Source organism: Nonomuraea sp. JJY05 (genome assembly GCF_043496855.1).
Classification (GTDB): domain Bacteria; phylum Actinomycetota; class Actinomycetes; order Streptosporangiales; family Streptosporangiaceae; genus Nonomuraea.
In genome coordinates this window covers 20731-37654 of sequence record NZ_JBIEIS010000036.1, presented here as the reverse complement: position 1 = coordinate 37654, position 16924 = coordinate 20731, and the positions used below count along the sequence as shown (strand labels likewise).

Sequence of the window (16924 nt, the reverse complement as noted above, 5' to 3'; positions counted from 1 at the left end):
CAACTGATTCACAGAATGATCGTCTGCGCGCTACTCTGCCTCCGGCCTAACGGAAACGGAGACCGTGGATGCCCAAATTAGCCAGGTCCGGTTTTGCCCTGTCCTTAGTGGGGGCCATGGTCGCGGCCACCCTGATCGCCACCGCACCGGCCGCGTCAGCCGCGCCCGCGCGCGGCAACGGGCACCGGATCACCGTCATGGTCCACGGGTTCGACCGCGAGGCCGACATCAGCTGCTCGGGCGCGTGGAACAGCGCCGAGAACCTGCTGAACGCGAATGGTTGGGGCGACGTCGTCACCTTCGGCTACTACAACAAGGCCACCAACTGCGACCTCAGGCTCCAGGGGACCACCGACACGCGCATCCAGGAGGTCGGCCGCCAGTTCGCGTGGACCGTCTACTACCTGTACTCCAGCAAGGACGTGGCCATCGACGTCGTGACGCACTCCATGGGCGGTCTGGTCGCGAAGGCCGCCATCGAAGGCGTCAACAGGTACGGCGTGGGCAAGCCGCCGCCCGACCTGAGCGGGCTGACCGTCGATCCGAACAACCTCGGCGCGACCGTGTGGCCCAGAGACTGGCCCCCATTCCTGTACATCGAGGACATGGTCACGTTCGCCACCCCACACCGGGGCATCGGCAGCGCGGTGGTGACCGCGTGCGCCCTCACCCACGAGCAGTGCAGCGACATGCGTCCGGGCAGCGGCTTCATCAGCTGGCTGGGAAAGCAGCCGCTCTCCCAGATGGGCACGGACTACACCTTCCTCGCCTCGAGTCACGACGACACGGTCAGCGCCGACTCGGCGACCAACAAGCGCACTGCCCACCATTGGGCGCTCTACGACTCGAACGCCGACGGTGGCACGCTGAGTCACACCTCCATCCGGAACACCTCAACCGGCGACTGGCAGGCGTCGTACGGAGGGGAGTTCAGCGAGGAGGGTGCGGGCTCGTATCCCGCCCCGCTGCCGCGGATGCTGGACGGCCTGTACGACCAGCAGGCCCAGTAGCCTGGAACGACGATCGGCACGGCCGAGGGATGCCGACCGGCGAGCCTTCCCGGCCCGGCCGAGGACGATGTCAAGGTCGTCGAGGTGACCGCCTCGGCGGGCTGATCCACGAAGACGCGCACCCTCGGACCCTGGGCGGCGGGCGCCGAGGGCCCGTTCAGCCTCGTCCCGCAGGCCGGGGGTCAGTAGTCGGCGTCCGGCGGGTGGCGGTCAGGTAGGCGACCGCCGCCCCGAAGGCCAGCAGCGCGGTCCAGACGTTGAAGCGCAGCCCCAGGACGAGAGGGGCGGGGTCCACGCGCAGCCACTCGATCCAGGCGCGGCCGGTGGTGTAAGCCGCGGCGTACAGGGCGAACACCCGGCCACGGTCCAGCCGGAAGCGCCGCTCGGCCCAGACGACGAGCCCCGCCACACCCAGGTCCCACAGCGACTCGTAAAGGAAGGCCGGGTGGTAGGTGGCCGTGGATTCCATGCCCGCCGGTCGGTGGGCGGGGTCGATCTCGAGCGCCCAGGGCAGGGTGGTCGGCCTGCCGTACAACTCCTGGTTGAACCAATTGCCCCAGCGGGCGATCGCCTGCCCGAGTGCGATCCCGGGCGCGACGGCGTCGGCGAAGTCGCGCAGCGGGATGCCGCGCCGGCGGCAGGCCAGCCACGCGCCCAGCGCGCCGCCGGCGACGGCGCCCCAGATGCTGATCCCGCCCTCCCAGATCGCGAACGCGCGCAGGGGGTTTTTGCCGGGGCCGAAGTACTGCTGCCAGTCGGTGGCCAGGTGGTAGATCCGCGCCCCGATCAGGCCGAACGGCACGGCCCATGTGGCGATGTCCCCCACCACGCCGCGCTCGCCGCCGCGGGCCGTCCAGCGGCGTTGGGTGACCCAGATGCCGACGGCGACGGCGAGCACCATGAGCAGGGAGTAGGCGCGGATGGGCAGCGGGCCGAGGTACCAGACGGCTTGGGACGGGCTGGGGATGGCTGTCACGCCGTCGAGTCTTGCTCCAGTGCGGCCGCGCGCACATCGAGCGGGACACCGATCGCCGGGTCAGTCGACTGGTTGATGCCGGACCGGCGGGTGGTTGATTATCGTCGGTGCTGTGGAGTCCTGGGAGCGGTCCCGGCGCCGGTGGCAACACGCCTTCTTCGCCTCGTGGCTGGTGCTGACCTCGGCCGGGCCGCTGATGGAGGTGGGTCAGGTCCTGCCGGTGGCGCTCGTGGCCGGGCTGGCCGCCTGGTATGCGGTGTGGTTCGTGCTGCGCACGCCTCCTGCGGGTGAGGTGCCCCTGCCGTACATGGTCGGCGGCGGGCTGCTCTGGCTGGGGCTGATCGCCATCGACTCGTCCTTCCTGGTGGTCTGCCTGAGCGTGCTCGTGCCGTACTGCCTGGACGCGGTGCGCATCGGGCTGGTCGCGGTGCTGTCGTGCGCCGGGGGATGGTTGTGGCACAGCTACCACGAAGGCGGGTCGATCACCTGGACCGAGATCGCCATCACCGCGCTGATCGCGATCAGCGCGGCCGCCTCGGTCGGGTACTTCTATTCGGTGGCCCGGCAGAGCGCCGAGCGCAAGGAGCTGATCGACCAGTTGCAGGCCGCCCAGGAGGCGCGGGCGGCCGCCGAACGGCAGGCGGGCGTGGCCGCCGAGCGGCAGCGGCTGGCTCGCGACATCCACGACAGCCTGACCCAGGGGTTCGCCAGCGTGGTGATGCTGCTGGAGGCGGCGCAGGAGCGGTTGCCGGACGACCGGCACCTGACCCAGGCGTTGCGGGCGGCCAGGGAGAACCTCGTGGAAAGCCGCCGCGTGGTGCGGGCGCTGCGGCCCGGCGAGCTCGACGACGGCGGCCTGCCGGAGGCCCTGCGGCGGCTGTCGGGCCGGCTGTCCGACGAGACCGGGATCGACGCACACACCGTGATCACCGGGGCGCTGCGGCCCCTGGACGCGCACATCCAGGTGGAACTGCTGCGGGTGGCGCAGGAGGCGGTCGCCAACGCCCGCCGCCACGCCCGCGCCGAGCAGGTCACCCTGACCCTGTCGTACATGGAGGACCTGGTCGTGCTGGATGTCCACGACGACGGCGACGGCTTCGATCCCGAGCGGGCCGGCGCCGGCCACGGCCTCCTGATCATGCTTGAGCGGATGGAGCAGCTCGGCGGCACGCTCCTCGTGGAAAGCGCGTCCGGGGAGGGCACCACGATCGTGGCCAGCCTCCCGGCGGTGGCACGATGACCGCGCGAGATGCGGCGGGTGCGGCGGCCGCGCCGGATGCGATGGCCGCGCGAGGCGCGATGACCGAGCCGGGCGCGATCCGGGTCCTGATCGCCGACGACCACCCGGTGGTCCGTGACGGCATCCGGGCGATGCTCGGCACCCAGGACGACCTGGAGGTGGTCGGCGAGGCGGTCTCGGGCTCGGACGCGGTCCGGCTGGCGCGTGACCTGCGGCCGGATGTCACGCTGATGGACCTGCAGATGCCCGAGCTCGACGGCGCCACGGCGATCAGCCGGATCCGCGAGCACGACCCCGCCGCCAGGGTGATCGTCCTGACCACCTATGACACCGACAGCGACATCTCCCGTGCCATCGACGCCGGAGCGATCGGTTACCTGCTCAAGGACACACGCCGCGAGCAGCTGTTCGACGCCGTCAGGGCGGCGGCCCGAGGGGAGAGCGCCCTGTCGCCGGCGATAGCGACCCGGGTGTTGTCGTGGGCGCGCGCCGACGCGCCCGGCGCCCTCAGCGGCCGGGAGATCGAGGTCCTGGGCGCGGTCGCCCAGGGGATGAGCAACAAGGCCATCGCCGCCCACCTGTGCATCAGCGAGGCCACGGTCAAGACCCACCTGCTGCACATCTTCGCCAAGCTCGACGTCGACGACCGCACCGCCGCCGTGACCGTGGCGGCCACGCGGGGGATCATCCGCCTTGGCGGCCAGGAGCGGTCCTAGCCGTAGGGTGCCATGAGCTGAGCGGCGGGCACTCGCGCGAAGCCGGGGTCCCTTCGCGCCCGAGCCGGCCGCCGCAGCCGCTCCTGATGGCCGGACTCCGCACCCCGCCGGCCGTTCGCGAAGGGTTCGGGAACTCGTACGTGGCCGCCTCGGGCAGCTGTGGGGCCGTCCTGGCGAACGCGCGCCCACGTACCGCGTCACAACCGGTCTGAGCTGGCGTTTCTCGCCATCGGACCACCTGTCGAACGGCGCGTGCGCCCGTACGGAAAAGCCTGTCGAACAGGCTGACAACACCGATCTTCTAGCGGACACGTGAGCCGAACCGAAACGTTGGCTTCCGTCACACAGGAATCGCCCAGCACCCCTGACCCAGGAGTAACGATGAAGCTGCCCTCATGCGCCGCCGCCCTCATGGCGGCTGCCCTGTTCGCCTCGCTGACCGGAGTGTCCGAGGCGTCGGCGGCGCAGAAGGCTGACGCTGAGGCCCTTCCGAGCCTGAACATGGAAGCCGCCGTCAAGGCGGCCCAGATCGACCCGCGGCGGCCCGACAGCACGCTGACCCCGGGCGCCAAGGCCAGCGTGCTCCTGGTCGAGCAGGCGCTGCGTGACCGGCACTTTCTCGACGCGAAGTGGGTGGACGGTTACTTCGGCACCACAACGGTCGCCGCCTACGCGAACTACCAGAAGTCGCTCGGCCTCAGCGGTCTCGACGCCAACGGCCTGCCCGGCAAGACGTCGCTCACCAAGCTCGGCAGCGGCCGCTTCAAGGTCACCGACATCATCGACCCGGGCGCCCGGGTGTCCATCGGCGGTTTCGTCGTCAACACCCGCACGCGAAACATGCTGGCGGAGGCCAATCGGCTGCTCGGCCGCGAGCTCAAGCTGGATCAGGGTTCGTACAACCCCGGCGGCGACCCCACGTCCGCGGGCACCCACGACGGCGGCGGCGTCGTCGACATCTCGGTCAAGGGGATGAATTCCGCCACCCGCACCGCGGCCGTCCGCGCGTTGCGCCTTGTCGGCTTCGCCGCATGGCTGCGTAGCCCCCAGCAAGACGACTGGCCGTGGCACATCCACGCCGCCGCCATCAGCGACACGAGCCTGTCCGGCCAGGCCCAGCACCAGATCGGTGACTACTACCTCGGCCTGAACGGACTCGCCGGCCGCGGCCCGGACGACGGCCCGAAGGTGACCATCCGCACCTGGGAGGAGTACCGGCGTCGCTGACTGCTCATCCATCCGAAATCCAGACCCCGCAAACAGAGAAGAGAACAGCATGAGAACGCTCACCAGGATCCTCACCGCGACGACCGCCGCGATGGCGCTCAGCGGAACGGTCCTCGGCACCGCATCGCCCGCCTCGGCCGCAGAGCGCGACGGTGTCTGCGATACCGGCGAGTTCTGCTACTACTTCAACAGCAACAACCAGGGATCGGTCTCGGACTTCACCGGATCGATCGACGACTACGCCACCACCCAGCCCACCTGCTACGACTTCAAGGGCCCCGGCGACGGCAAGGGCAAATGCATCAAGAACGCCGCCGCCTCCGTCTGGAACCGCAGCAGCAAAACCGTCCGCGTCTACTTCAACAGCGGCCACACCGGCGTCTACCAGGACTTCGCCGCAGGCGCCAAGGGCAACCTGAACGCCTCCCTCAAGAACCAGAACGCCTCGCACCAGTTCAGCCCGTCGTCATCACCGTCGCGCAGCAACATGTCGACCTCGCTCTACAAGGCCAGCGCCACGATCACCTGCGGCTTCGACGGTTACACCTCCACCTCCGGCCGGCACGAAGGCATCGACATCGCCCGCGGCATCGGCTCGAATGTTTACAACCTGGTGGCCGGCAAGGTCATCAACGTCGTACGCGGATCCACCGGCAGGGCGGGACTTTCCACGATCGCCGTCTACAACGCCGCAGCGAACAAGACGGTGATCTACCTGCACTCCGCTCCGCTGTCCTCCCTGCGCGTGGGCCAGCAGGTCAGCCGCGGCCAGGTCATCGCCACCGAGTCGTGGCACGGGGTGTCGAGCCGTTCGTCCGCGCACACCCACGTCGAGATGCGTCTCGGACAGCAGACGCGTGCGGCCAAGAGCGTCGGCGACCCGCACCTGGAGAACCCGAACCCGACCTCGTTCTGGAACTCCCAGGGCTACAGCATCCGATAACGCTTCGCGGCCACCGACAAGATGAGGAAGACAACTGTGCCTTTACGAACTGTCCGGCTGATCTCGCGGCTGGCCGCGGCGACCGCCGCGATGGCGCTCGGCGGGACGGTCCTCGGCACCGCATCGCCCGCCTCGGCCGCAGAGCGCGACGGCGTCTGCGATACCGGCGAGTTCTGCTACTACTTCAACAGCAACAACCAGGGATCGGTCTCCGACTTCACCGGATCGATCGACGACTACGCCACCACCCAGCCCACCTGCTACGACTTCAAGGGCCCCGGCGACGGCAAGGGCAAATGCATCAAGAACGCCGCCGCCTCCGTCTGGAACCGCAGCAGCAAAACCGTCCGCGTCTACTTCAACAGCGGCCACACCGGTGTCTACCAGGACTTCGCCGCAGGCGCCAAGGGCAACCTGAACTCCACCCTCAAGAACCAGAACGCCTCGCACGAGTTCCTGAGTTCCACGTCGCCGACGCCGACCGGGTGCAAGACCGACGGCACGGACACCAAGCTGCCCACGACGATCCTCGTGTACCGCAAGTCCCTCGATCGCGTGGAGCGGGTGGAGTTCAAGACCTACGTCAAGAACGTCCTGCCCAACGAGTGGGTGTCGAGCTGGCCGAGCGAGTCCCTCAAGGCCGGGGCGATGGCCGTGAAGAACTTCGGCTGGTACTGGGCGCTGCACTCCAACCGCAAGACGGCAGACGGCCGCTGCTTCGACGTCTACGACCACACGTCGAGTCAGGTGTACAAGCCGGGCTCCGCGAAGGCGGTGACGAGCGCCGCGGTGGACGCGACCTGGGGCGCCCGGCTGACGCGCAACGGGAAGATCTTCCGAGCCCAGTACTGCGCCACGACGACGGCGTGCGGAAACTGGGTCGACGGCGACTGGATGTCGCAGAACGGCTCTCGCGATAAGGCCAGAGCGGGCTGGAGCTACTCCAGGATCCTTCAGCACTACTACACAGGGATCGTTCTCAGCTCCTGACTCCCCTGAGACCGTCCCGCTCCGGTTCCCCGGCGTGCCACGCACGTCGGGGAACTAGAGTCCGTCGACGATGATCTGGAAGTTGATCGGCCGGCTTCCGGGGAACGCGACCGCTCCCGAAGCGTCCACCATCTTGAATCGCACGTAGCACAGGCCCGGCTTCTTGGGCGTGGTGATGTCGGTCCGGATGTCGACTGTCTCGCCAGGTTGCGTGTCCTTGATCGGCACGTCGGAGATGGTCTGGCAGTGGTCGGCTTGCTGCGCGAGGTCGAGGCGACGCAGCGAATATCCCTTCCACGGCACCGTCCCGGCGTTCTTGAGCCGCCATACCTTGGTCATGATCTTGCCGGGACCGACGCGCGTGCAGTCGGCAAGCGTGACGTCCTCGATGAACACGGCCGCGTCACCCTTGTGCAACGGCGGGGCCCAAGGCGGGTTGGTCGAACGTACCGGGCAGTCGGCCGGGGACAGCGCGGCAATCGATGGGCTGCCGGTCGGGCTCGGGCCGGGTCCCTCGGGACTGGAGCCGCGATTGACGACCGCCACGACGAGGACCGCCGCCCCCACGATGACAGCCGCTGTCGCGAACGCGGCCGGCAGGGTCAGCCGTAATCGTGCTCCGCTTCCCTGCGCAGGACGCGGAGGCTGCACGTCGCCCGCGAAATCGTCGGACGGTGGCGACGGCATGGGCACGGATGCCGAGATCTTGCCGGCCGACCGGAGCGTTGGTGACCCGAGGGCGAGGTGCACGGTACGAGGCTCAGCGGCGCCTGTGACGGAGGCCGCGAGTCCATCAGGCGCACGGTCCACCGAGGCGTCCACGCGGATCGCGGGATCCCCCGCGCTCGTCGATCTGACCGCCCGGTTCGCTCTCTCCCAGAGTTCGCGGTACGCGGCCGGATCCGCATTACACACCTTGACGAATTCGACGGTGGTCTCCCAACTCGGGAGCCGGTTACCCTTGGTGGCTTCGTGCAACGTGGTGTGAGAAATCGCCCCCGACCGGCCGGACATCTCACGGAAAGGTGGGTTGCCGACTGCGTTGCGTAGCTCACGCAGAGTCGCCGCAAAGTCCTCGATTATCTCCGCCCGTGCACGCCTGTCGTCCACCGTGCGAAGGTAACAGCACCCACGGTCTTCACTCAACCCGAACCGGAATCGGTGCGAAACCAGGCGACATGGGCGCGCAAAAGGCCGCACCGCTCATGCCCGCCGCGTCTTGAAGCGCCGCGCACCAGGCCGAACAGGCCCGCATCCTGGTCGAACGCGGCAAAGGAGACCGATAAAAGCCCTCAGACCTACACCCTCCACCCAATAGTGATGGATATAGACGATTACGCATATGAGTCGAGTCACTACAAAGAGCCGGACACCACGTTGACCGGAACACCCTCCCGGGGTCCGTTACCGTGACCGGAACAGTACGCAACGGAGTGGCTCGGGCCAGGCTTTGAAATCCGGTGTGGCAGGCCCGGGACAATTTCTGCCGGCTTTAATCCGCATAGCTGGACCAGCACCGGAATCGAGATGCAGATCCCAGGGCGGTACGGGCGACGCAGCCGTATTTACCGCGGCTCGGTGCCGTGTCATCATGCGCTCACCGTCTGTCGATGGGAGCGTAGTGATCCGCGACCTACTGACCGTTCTGCGCTGTGCCCGGCTGGCGATCGCCCTTCCCGTCGCGCTCAAGGACGCCGTCGCCTGCGCTCCCGACGCCGTACGCGACTTCGAGCGGGCCGTGGAACCGATCGTCCGCGACGTGCTCCCCGAGCCCGAGCGCGGGGCGATGATCGACTCCCTGCGCGGCACCGCGCTGAGCTTCAACGTCGGCATCCATGCCTACGCCAGGATGGCGGGCCGCACGTGTGACGGTGAGCTGGTCATGCTCGCCGGGTCGGTCGCCCGGCTGTACGACGACATGATCGACAACGGCGGCGACCCCGCGATCGACTCATGGGTGGCGTCCCTGTTCAAAGCCGATGGGCCCGCCGTGCCGAGTGATCATCACCGGCGCCTGCTGGCCGCGCTCTACGCGGAGATCCGCCGCCGTGCCCCCGGCGAGCTCTGGCACACCGCGCTGCTCGAACTCCACGACTACCAGGTGCTCTCCCGCACGCAGCGCGATCCCGCCACCCCGGCGGCGCAGCTCGGCAAGATCACTCGGGGGAAGGGCGGGCTGGCGGGCCTCGTGCTGTTCGGGCTGGTGCATCCGGACATGAGCGTGGTGCAGCGCGACGCGGTGATGGAGGCGGGCGAGGCGCTGCAGCTCCTGGACGACTACCTCGACCAGGAGGCCGACCTGCGCGCCGGCATCGGCACCCCAGTCAACCGGGGCGAGGTGAGCCTGGCCGAGGTGGGCGCCCGGCTGCTGGCCCTGCGGCCTCGGCTGGCAGCCTGCTACGGGGGCGCCGCCGCCCGGCCCTTCGCCGCGACGCTCTTTCTCCTCCTGGCGGCCAACGTGCTCAAACGCCACTGGCGCGAACGTGTCACCAGAACAGACACCCCGCTGGGGCTGCTGCTCGCCGGCGGCGACCACGCCATCCCCCCGAAGAGAGCCTCCTAGATGCGCAGGTTGAAGACGGCGTTCTTCGTCATCCTCCCGCTGGCGTTCGTCCTCCTGGCAGTCGTACGGCTCGCAGTGGGCGGCTGGTCCGACGTCGAGGCGGTCATCGCCGCGGCCGCGCTCGTCGTGGCCTACATCGGCACCCTGCGCGGCGAACGTCCCCAGGACGACAGCTCCGACCTGGCCGACAGGCTGGCCGACCAGGTCATGCAGGCGGCCAGGCGGGAAGCGGGCAACCGCGACGTCCGGGACAGCCGCGGCATCCCGATCCGCTGCGAGTCCGGCGGCGTCCTTCCTGGAACGATCGAGGAACTGGCCGACCACCTCCTCACCATGAAGGGGCCCGTCGTGGTGACGGGAGAGCGGGGCTCGGGCAAGACCACGCTCGGCCTGCTCCTCCCGCTGCGCATGGTCTCGGGACAGCACCGGCCGATCCCGGTCACGCTGCCGCTGTCGTCGTGGGAGCCGCGCCTGGCCCTGCGCGAGTGGGTGGCGCTGCGGCTGGCCGCCGAATACCCGTTCCTGCGGGCCGCTCCCCGCGCGTTGGAACGGCTGATCGGCAGCGGCAGCCTGCTGGCCGTGTTCGACGGCCTGGACGAGGTGCCGCCGGCGCGCCGTGCCGAAGTGGTCAGGGCCATCGACGAGGGCTGGCCCCGCTCGTACGTGCTGACCAGCCGCGTCGAGGCGTTCACCGGCCCCCTCACCCGCAGGCTCGCCGGGACGCCGGTGGTGCGGCTGCTGCCGGTGGATGCCGCGGGGGTCGCCGGATACCTGGAGTCGCGCTGGGGCGACGTGCCCGAGGCCGCCGCGCTGGTCGCCCGGCTGCGCGCGGAGCCCGGGGGGCCGCTGGCCGAGGCCCTCGACACCCCGCTGATGATCTTCCTGGCGGCGCGCACCTGCGAGAGCGGCCACACCCCGCGCATCGACGGCACGGCCGCGCATATCAGGCAGAGCCTGGTCGCCGGGTTCGTGCCGGCCGTCTACCGGCCGGAACCAGAGGCGGATCCACCCTGGAGCCCCGACGAGGCGGCCCGCTACCTTCGGTTCCTGGCCGAGTTCCTGCACCGCAGGGGGACCCGCGACCTGGCCTGGTGGGAGCTGCACCACGCGTTGCCCCGCGCGGTGATCCCCGCCTTCCAGGCCGTGCTCGGGATGGCCCTCTTCGGGCCGCTCTGCGCCGCCGTGGCCGCGCTGTTCGGGCTGGGGGCGGTCGGCTGGTGGTTCGGCCTGGCGATCGGGCTGGCCAGTGGTTTCGCGGTGGCGCTGGCCAGGCAGCACTACCCGCGTGAGGCGCGGCCGAAGCTGCGCAAGACGCTGACCCGGCGCTACTTGCTGCGCCGCCTCGTCCAGGGCCTGGTGTGCGTGGTGCCCGGCATGGTGATCGTCCTGGTGCTGTACGACGGGGTGACCTACGCGCTCACTGACGGCGCGGTGTTCCTGGTCGGCTTCCTGGCCGCCTCCCTTGCCCTGGCTCCCGCCAACGTGGACAAGGCGGGCACGCCCGACGGCTTCCTGCGCAACGACCGGGCGGCCGTGCTGCTGGCCTTCGCCGCGGGCGGCCTGATCGGGCTCGCCATGGGCGCCTATCTCGGCTGGTGGATGGAGACCGGACTGCGGGTCAGGGACCACGTGTGGCTGCTCACCCTCGGCCACTGGCAGCAGACGCTCATCAGCGCCGCCAATGGCGCGGTGCTCGGCGCGGCGGGGTACGGCGTCACGATGATGGCGCCGAGCGCGTGGGGGCGGTTCGTCGACGTCCGGGTATGGTTCGCGGCGCGGCGGGTGCTGCCGCTGCGGCTGATGGCCTTCCTGCGCGACGCCTACAAGCGTGGGGTGCTGCGCCGCACCGGGCCCTACTACCAGTTCAGGCACGAACTCCTGCAGGACCAGGCCGCAGCTCGGCCGGAACCGCCGGGGTCAGGACCACCTGCCCCGCCAGCGACCACACCGTGACCCGGCCGCTCGCGCCGATGACGTAGCTCGCCTCGGGGAAGCGCACCCGGCCGCTGTCCGGCGCGAAGCGCGCGTACCGGATCTCCAGCTCCGCGCGCCTGCGGCGGACCCGTTCGACCGCGACGCGCCCGCCCGCCGCGGGCCGGTAGCCGAACTCCAGCACCACCTCCTCGTCAGGCGCGGCGCGCGTCAGCGTCTCCACGTCGCCCGGCCTGGTCAGGTCGCAGACCCGGCCGCCGACCGTACAGCGCAGGATGTCGAAGCCGTGCCCGCGCAGCACCCGCGTCTGCGCGGCCAGCCAGGCCGGCTCGAACCGGCGCTGGGCGCGCGCCAGCAGGCGCAGCATCACGACCCGCGCCACCACGTACGCCGCGGTCAGCCAGGTGGCGGCGGAGAAGAGCGGATGCGGTGCGAAGGTCGCCGCCAGCGCCAGCGCGGCGGTGACCACCGCCCAGCCGAACGTCGCCGCGGGGGCGCGCTCCGGCGACGGCCCCGCCAGGGCCCGGCGAACCAGCAGCGGCAACCCGCGCAGCGGCACGAGCGGGACCGGCAGGTCGGGGCGGGAGTGTTCGGGCCCGTAGGTGACCGGCATCTTGCCAGTATCACCTGAGACGCCGCCTGGCGTTACTGACGCCGTGGACGTCTCCTCGGGCGAACCGCGGTGGTGTTTCCGGGCCGGCGGTGAGGAGCGGGTGGCCGGCAGGGCCGCGACCTCCGGATGCCGCGGCCCCTCTTCGCCTCAGATGATCGTGCCGGTCAGCCGAACGGCTGGTTGTCCAGCGTGTTCACCTTCACGGCGGTGATCTTCACCTGCCTCATCAGCACCTGGGGCGCGCCCGCCGGCTTGGTGCAGGCGAAGCTGAGCGGTCCCGTGCTGGGGTAGTTGTGCACGACGTTGAGGAAGATGCTGTGCCTGCTGTGCGGCGCCAGCGTCACCTCGGTGATGTCGCCGTCCGAGTTGGGGCCCGTACCGATCGTGCAGAGGTAGTTGATCGCCGAGGCGCCCGTGTTCTCGGCGTACAGCTTCGCGGTGATCGTGTACGCGCCCGTCCCCAGCAACCCGCTGAAGCCGGGGCTGAGGGAGTTGGAATGGACGATCTCGTTGTCCCACCGGCTGATCACCTCCGGTGGCACCGCCTCGGCCGAGTTGACGTTCCCCGCCAGCAGCGCGCCCGCGGCCACGACGGCGGCCAGCGCGGACAGGCGCAGGCTTCGGCGGCGTGATGGGACGGTTGAGGGCTTGGTCATGTGAGTTTCTCCTGGTGTGAGCCGTTCCCGCTCGCGCGGACGCGCGAGGGGCCGCACGCTGTCGCCGGCCGAGGCGGCGGTCACCGGCTCGCGTGCACCCCGGAAACGTAGCCCTCGCGCTTTCGCAGGACCGCGCAAAAATAGCCGCGCCGGCCGTGCCGGTCGTCATCGCGCTCGTGCGAGCGGACTCTCGGTGCTCTGCCGGCGCTCTGGCGGCCAGGCAAAGTGCCCTGCGCTGCAGCCGGGAGACGTCAAAGCTATGGTCGTGATCATGTGGATTGACAAGGTGACCGAGATACTGATCGACGCCGCCGAGATCGCGATCCAGCCCCGGTTCCGGGCGCTGGCCGACGGAGAGGTCGCCGAGAAGTCGCCCGGCGAGGTGGTCACCGTGGCCGACCGTGAGGCCGAGGAGCTGATCAGCCGTCGCCTCCTCGGCGTGGTGGATGCCCCGGTCGTCGGTGAGGAGGCGGCCGCCGGTGATCCTCGGCTATTGACGACCCTCCGTGAGGCACCGGCGGCCTGGCTGGTCGATCCGCTGGACGGGACCTCCAACTTCGTTGCCGGGCGCTCCGAGTACGCGGTGATGGCGGCGCTCGTCCGCGATGGTGAGACAGTGGCGGCGTGGATCGTGCGGCCGGCCGAAGGCCGCGTCTATGTGTCCGAGCGCGGGTCGGGGACCTGGCGTGACGGGGTACGGGTGCGCAGGGAGCCCGCTCCCGCCGATCCGGCGGCGCTACGCGGGGCCGCGCTCACCAGGTTCCTCGATCCACCGGCAAGGGCACGGGTCGAGGCCGCGACGCCTCGCTTCGCCGCCCTGGGGCCGGGCACCGGCTGCGCGGGCGTGGATTATCCCCGGCTGCTGGACGGCGAGCAGGACTTCGTCCTGTTCCAGCGGACCCTGCCCTGGGATCACGCCCCCGGCGTTCTTCTGCTGAGCGAGGCGGGCGGTGTGGCACGCCGCCCGGACGGCGACCCTTATCGGCCGGCTGACCCGCGCCCGGGGTTGCTCAACGCGGCGGACATGAACTGCTGGAACACCGTGCGCCCGCTCCTGCTGGGCTGATCTCACGCGATCCTCCGTGCGCGCGACGTGGTCTCACGTGCTCGGGAAGTGACGCAACGTGGCCTCGATCCAGCCGTACGCGATCCCGGGCTCCGCCGGCCAGGGCCTGTCCTCGATGATCGACACCAGCTCCCACAGCCTGGCCGCCCGCGGGTCGTGTTCGTCGAACGTGCGCCGCAGCTCCTCGCGGCTCTGCCCCATCACCGCCAGGATCCGATCGAGAATCGGCTCGGATTCGGGTGAGCCCGGCTCGATGCCCGCCCGCGAAGCGGTCAGCGCCTCCCGCATGATCTGGGCGTTGATCTCGTTCCAGGCGTCGAAATCCCGGTCCTGCTCCCAGAAGCCGGCGCTCTGCCGGCGCAGGCTCTCGCGGTAGTCCTCGTCGGCGAGCAGCTCGGCCAGCTCCAGCCATGCGTCGAGCTGGGCGACGGTCGGCTCCTCGGGAAGTTCGGGGAGCATGCAGTCGCGCATGTTGGTCAGCCACTCGTGCCGAGGCTCGATGTCGCCGCCGACCTCGTCCACGAACTCGTCCAGCAGGATCTCCATCTCGGCCGTGCCGAGCCGGCCGAGGGCGTGGAGCCTGCTCAGATCCTCCTCGGCGGGATCGCCGTCCCGGGCGAGGGTCGCCCTGAGCACCGCTCTGGTCCGCTGGAGCGACTTGAGCTGGGTCTCGACCGCCTTGAGGTGGAGATCGAGCACGTCCCTCAGCCGGCGGTCGCCGAGCGAGCGGATCGTGGCCAGGTCGACCCCGATCTCCCTGAGCGTGCGGATCAGCTCCAGCCGGGCGCGGTCCTCATCGCCGTAGAGCCGGTAGCCGGAGGGAGTGCGCTCGCGCTCGGGCAGCACGCCCGCGTCCGAGTAGAAGCGGATCGTCTTCACGGGCAGGCCGGTCAGCTTGGCCAGGCGGCCGATCGTGTAGCTCATAATTCCCTTGAGTCTCCAGTAACTGGAGACTTTAGCGTAGCCGACATGGCGAAGCAGAAGATAGCCAGGGTCGTCACCCTGCACATTCAGGCCGGTGAGGCGGGCCCGGCGAACGTCGGCAAGGACCTCGGCCCCCTCGGCATCAACCTCATGGAGTTCTGCCGGCAGTACAACGCGCAGACCCAGGACCGGCGCGGGTTCGTGATCCCCGCGGTCATCACCGTGTACGAGGACAGGTCGTTCGAGGTCGTCACCAAGCAGCCGACCACCGCCTCGCTGATCCGCCGAGTCGCCGGGCTCGACGGCGGCAGCCCGCGCCCTGGCCACCAGAGCGGCGGCTGGATCACCCGCGCCCAGCTCCGCGAGGTCGCCCAGGCCAAGCTCCCCGACCTCAACACCGCCGACCTGGATCAGGCCGAGAAGATCGTCGCGGGCACGGCCCGCTCCATGGGCCTCACCGTCCGCGACTAAAACCCGGTGCGGCGGAGCTTGTCCGCCCAGATCATGATGGGCATGAGGGTCTGCGTTTTCTGCGAGATCATCGCCGGGCGCGCCGAGGCCAGCGTGGTTCACGAGGACGAGAGCGTGGTGGCCGTCCTGGACCACAAGCCGGCCACGGTCGGCCATGTGCTGGTGATCCCGCGCGTACACGTGGTCGGGCTGGCGGAGGCCGACGACGCGCTCGGCACGGCGATCTGGCGCGCCGCGCGGCGCGTGTCGGGCGCGCTACGGGCGTCGGGGCTGCGCTGCGACGGGGTGCGCCTCTCCCTGGCCGACGGGGAAGCCGCCGGTCAGGACGTCTTCCATCTGCACCTGCACGTGGTGCCGCGCTTCCCGGGAGACGGCGTCGTGGTCACCGCCGACTGGAAGAAGCGGTCGCGCGAGCTTCTCGACCAGGACGCGGCGCTGATCCGGGAAGCCCTTGCGTGAGCTGCCGGGCTCGGCGAGCTCGTCGCGGATGTCTCCGGCGACACTCCCATCAAGAAATATATTTCGATAATCGCCTGTTTTGATCATTTCCATCTTTTTCTCCAAGTCGATCCCCGTGTGAGTTATCCCGCCATCGAGCGGGTACCTCAAGTTCGCACCATCAGGGGGATGTGGCATTAAGTCCGATTCTTCCGAATCCGACCTATAGGGGGAAAACAGGTGATTAATCACCGAAGCACCAGGAGCGCGCTGGCCTTTGCTCTGGCAGCGGCGGCGGCCAGTGGATTCGCGACTCTTACGTTCACGGCGTCGGCGAGCGCCACGGCCGTCACCAGCGTTCACAGCGTGGTGGACACCAAGGCGGCGACCACGATCAATCTCGCCACCGATCCGAGGTCGGACAAGGAAGACAGGCCGACCCGCGCGATCGACTCGGCCTTCCAGGGCGACCCGGAGGACCCCAAGAGGCAGCCGGTCAAGTTCGTGGGGGTCATCCGCGACGACAGGGTCGCGATCAGGGACCCGCGGACGATGCCGCAGTGGCATGACCTGACCTCGCTGCTGCCGCGCGACTTCGGCCGCCTGGTCGACATCACGCTGGCCGCGCCCGACGAAGGCGACACCGTGCACATCACCGTGCTGAACGAGCGCGGCAAGGTGGCCCAGAGCAGGTGCACGGTCTTCCCGACGCCGGGCACGAAGGGGACGCCGGAGTGGCCTGACAATTGCACCGACTTCATCGACCTCACGCGTAGGTGAGTCGCCCGATCCGCCGATGATGAATGCCGTGCCCGGGAAGCTTTCCGGGCACGGCATTCATCGCACACTTTTTGCTACATCTTTGTGACCGTACGGCACACCCGATTAGCCAATTGCACGTTTTGTCACCCCACCGACCGCACCATTATTGGGCGATTTATGCGCAGAAAGCGCGCTATAGCGTTACTCGAGGCTTGGCCTGGACGAAAGCGCCGCAGGCGCTGCAGAGTCGTCTGTGTAATGCAACGAGCGAGCCGAAAGGAAATCGCATGAAGCGCTACGAGAAGCCCCGTCTTCTGGCGGCCGGATCCTTCCGCAAGGTCACGGGCCTCCTGGCACGGCACGGCAACGACCGCTTGATCTTCAGCAAGAACTGAGA

Annotated in this window: 18 protein-coding genes; 13 read left to right on the top strand and 5 right to left on the bottom strand. The window is 69.5% G+C overall.

All coding sequences use genetic code 11. From position 1 onward, the window contains the following. Positions 1 to 68: 68 nt before the first annotated feature. Entirely contained in the window at positions 69 to 1010 is a 942-nt protein-coding gene (locus ACFKCF_RS42645) for a lipase family alpha/beta hydrolase (RefSeq protein ID WP_394501054.1), read from the top strand. Positions 1011 to 1167: 157 nt separating this feature from the next. On the opposite strand, the gene lgt is transcribed toward ACFKCF_RS42645, so the two are convergent. Continuing rightward, positions 1168 to 1986, bottom strand: coding sequence for a prolipoprotein diacylglyceryl transferase (gene lgt, locus ACFKCF_RS42640; RefSeq protein ID WP_394501053.1), 819 nt, complete (start codon positions 1984 to 1986; stop codon positions 1168 to 1170). 112 nt (positions 1987 to 2098) lie between these two features. Here lgt and ACFKCF_RS42635 point away from each other — a divergent pair, with 112 nt between their 5' ends. From ACFKCF_RS42635 to ACFKCF_RS42615, 5 genes are all read left to right on the top strand, one after another. Next, entirely contained in the window at positions 2099 to 3226 is a 1128-nt protein-coding gene (locus ACFKCF_RS42635; RefSeq protein ID WP_394501052.1) for a sensor histidine kinase, read from the top strand. Positions 3227 to 3285: 59 nt separating this feature from the next. Next, positions 3286 to 3942 carry a response regulator gene (locus ACFKCF_RS42630; RefSeq protein ID WP_394501169.1) on the top strand — a complete coding sequence of 219 codons (657 nt, stop codon included), beginning with the start codon at positions 3286 to 3288 and terminating at the stop codon, positions 3940 to 3942. A 381-nt stretch (positions 3943 to 4323) separates the two neighbouring features. Beyond that, complete coding sequence (locus ACFKCF_RS42625; protein ID WP_394501051.1) at positions 4324 to 5169, top strand: peptidoglycan-binding protein; 846 nt, start codon at positions 4324 to 4326, stop codon at positions 5167 to 5169. 49 nt (positions 5170 to 5218) lie between these two features. Continuing rightward, positions 5219 to 6112 (top strand): peptidase inhibitor family I36 protein, encoded by an 894-nt coding sequence (locus tag ACFKCF_RS42620; protein ID WP_394501050.1) that lies wholly within the window; start codon positions 5219 to 5221, stop codon positions 6110 to 6112. A 36-nt stretch (positions 6113 to 6148) separates the two neighbouring features. Further along, positions 6149 to 7102 carry a SpoIID/LytB domain-containing protein gene (locus ACFKCF_RS42615; RefSeq protein ID WP_394501049.1) on the top strand — a complete coding sequence of 318 codons (954 nt, stop codon included), beginning with the start codon at positions 6149 to 6151 and terminating at the stop codon, positions 7100 to 7102. Between the two features lie 54 nt (positions 7103 to 7156). On the opposite strand, the gene ACFKCF_RS42610 is transcribed toward ACFKCF_RS42615, so the two are convergent. Beyond that, positions 7157 to 8212 carry an NBR1-Ig-like domain-containing protein gene (locus ACFKCF_RS42610; RefSeq protein ID WP_394501048.1) on the bottom strand — a complete coding sequence of 352 codons (1056 nt, stop codon included), beginning with the start codon at positions 8210 to 8212 and terminating at the stop codon, positions 7157 to 7159. A 511-nt stretch (positions 8213 to 8723) separates the two neighbouring features. Here ACFKCF_RS42610 and ACFKCF_RS42605 point away from each other — a divergent pair. Continuing rightward, complete coding sequence (locus ACFKCF_RS42605) at positions 8724 to 9665, top strand: class 1 isoprenoid biosynthesis enzyme (protein ID WP_394501047.1); 942 nt, start codon at positions 8724 to 8726, stop codon at positions 9663 to 9665. After that, a complete protein-coding gene (locus ACFKCF_RS42600; RefSeq protein WP_394501046.1) occupies positions 9666 to 11618 on the top strand; it encodes an NACHT domain-containing protein in 1953 nt (650 codons plus the stop codon). Here ACFKCF_RS42600 and ACFKCF_RS42595 read toward each other — a convergent pair. Together ACFKCF_RS42595 and ACFKCF_RS42590 are read right to left on the bottom strand one after the other, a co-directional pair. Further along, positions 11530 to 12210, bottom strand: coding sequence for a hypothetical protein (locus ACFKCF_RS42595; protein ID WP_394501045.1), 681 nt, complete (start codon positions 12208 to 12210; stop codon positions 11530 to 11532). The genes ACFKCF_RS42600 and ACFKCF_RS42595 overlap by 89 nt on opposite strands. Before the next feature lie 164 nt (positions 12211 to 12374). Next, complete coding sequence (locus ACFKCF_RS42590; protein WP_394501044.1) at positions 12375 to 12866, bottom strand: hypothetical protein; 492 nt, start codon at positions 12864 to 12866, stop codon at positions 12375 to 12377. 271 nt (positions 12867 to 13137) lie between these two features. Here ACFKCF_RS42590 and ACFKCF_RS42585 point away from each other — a divergent pair, with 271 nt between their 5' ends. Beyond that, positions 13138 to 13932 carry an inositol monophosphatase family protein gene (locus tag ACFKCF_RS42585; RefSeq protein ID WP_394501043.1) on the top strand — a complete coding sequence of 265 codons (795 nt, stop codon included), beginning with the start codon at positions 13138 to 13140 and terminating at the stop codon, positions 13930 to 13932. Between the two features lie 33 nt (positions 13933 to 13965). Here the strand turns inward: ACFKCF_RS42585 and ACFKCF_RS42580 are convergent, their stop codons facing one another. Further along, a complete protein-coding gene (locus tag ACFKCF_RS42580; RefSeq protein WP_394501042.1) occupies positions 13966 to 14856 on the bottom strand; it encodes a MerR family transcriptional regulator in 891 nt (296 codons plus the stop codon). 45 nt (positions 14857 to 14901) lie between these two features. On the opposite strand from ACFKCF_RS42580, the gene rplK reads away from it, so the two are divergent. From rplK to ACFKCF_RS42560, 4 genes are all read left to right on the top strand, one after another. Then, a complete protein-coding gene (gene rplK, locus ACFKCF_RS42575) occupies positions 14902 to 15327 on the top strand; it encodes a 50S ribosomal protein L11 (protein WP_355194027.1) in 426 nt (141 codons plus the stop codon). 42 nt (positions 15328 to 15369) lie between these two features. Beyond that, positions 15370 to 15786, top strand: coding sequence for an HIT family protein (locus tag ACFKCF_RS42570; RefSeq protein ID WP_394501041.1), 417 nt, complete (start codon positions 15370 to 15372; stop codon positions 15784 to 15786). A gap of 219 nt (positions 15787 to 16005) precedes the next feature. After that, the gene (locus ACFKCF_RS42565; RefSeq protein WP_394501040.1) at positions 16006 to 16545 is read left to right on the top strand and encodes a hypothetical protein; all 540 of its coding nucleotides are present in this window, start codon (positions 16006 to 16008) and stop codon (positions 16543 to 16545) included. 269 nt (positions 16546 to 16814) lie between these two features. Then, entirely contained in the window at positions 16815 to 16922 is a 108-nt protein-coding gene (locus ACFKCF_RS42560) for a keywimysin-related RiPP (RefSeq protein ID WP_394501039.1), read from the top strand. Positions 16923 to 16924 lie beyond the last annotated feature (2 nt).

What these genes read in the sequence shown, in the direction of transcription:
- ACFKCF_RS42580 (WP_394501042.1), bottom strand. Translation starts at nt 14,856, where the DNA reads ATGAGCTACACGATCGGCCGCCTGGCCAAGCTGACCGGCCTGCCCGTG.
- ACFKCF_RS42570 (WP_394501041.1), top strand. Translation starts at nt 15,370, where the DNA reads ATGAGGGTCTGCGTTTTCTGCGAGATCATCGCCGGGCGCGCCGAGGCC.
- ACFKCF_RS42645 (WP_394501054.1), top strand. Translation starts at nt 69, where the DNA reads ATGCCCAAATTAGCCAGGTCCGGTTTTGCCCTGTCCTTAGTGGGGGCC.
- ACFKCF_RS42585 (WP_394501043.1), top strand. Translation starts at nt 13,138, where the DNA reads ATGTGGATTGACAAGGTGACCGAGATACTGATCGACGCCGCCGAGATC.
- rplK (WP_355194027.1), top strand. Translation starts at nt 14,902, where the DNA reads ATGGCGAAGCAGAAGATAGCCAGGGTCGTCACCCTGCACATTCAGGCC.
- ACFKCF_RS42595 (WP_394501045.1), bottom strand. Translation starts at nt 12,210, where the DNA reads ATGCCGGTCACCTACGGGCCCGAACACTCCCGCCCCGACCTGCCGGTC.
- ACFKCF_RS42630 (WP_394501169.1), top strand. Translation starts at nt 3,286, where the DNA reads ATGACCGAGCCGGGCGCGATCCGGGTCCTGATCGCCGACGACCACCCG.
- ACFKCF_RS42590 (WP_394501044.1), bottom strand. Translation starts at nt 12,866, where the DNA reads ATGACCAAGCCCTCAACCGTCCCATCACGCCGCCGAAGCCTGCGCCTG.
- ACFKCF_RS42560 (WP_394501039.1), top strand. Translation starts at nt 16,815, where the DNA reads ATGAAGCGCTACGAGAAGCCCCGTCTTCTGGCGGCCGGATCCTTCCGC.
- ACFKCF_RS42625 (WP_394501051.1), top strand. Translation starts at nt 4,324, where the DNA reads ATGAAGCTGCCCTCATGCGCCGCCGCCCTCATGGCGGCTGCCCTGTTC.
- ACFKCF_RS42600 (WP_394501046.1), top strand. Translation starts at nt 9,666, where the DNA reads ATGCGCAGGTTGAAGACGGCGTTCTTCGTCATCCTCCCGCTGGCGTTC.
- ACFKCF_RS42620 (WP_394501050.1), top strand. Translation starts at nt 5,219, where the DNA reads ATGAGAACGCTCACCAGGATCCTCACCGCGACGACCGCCGCGATGGCG.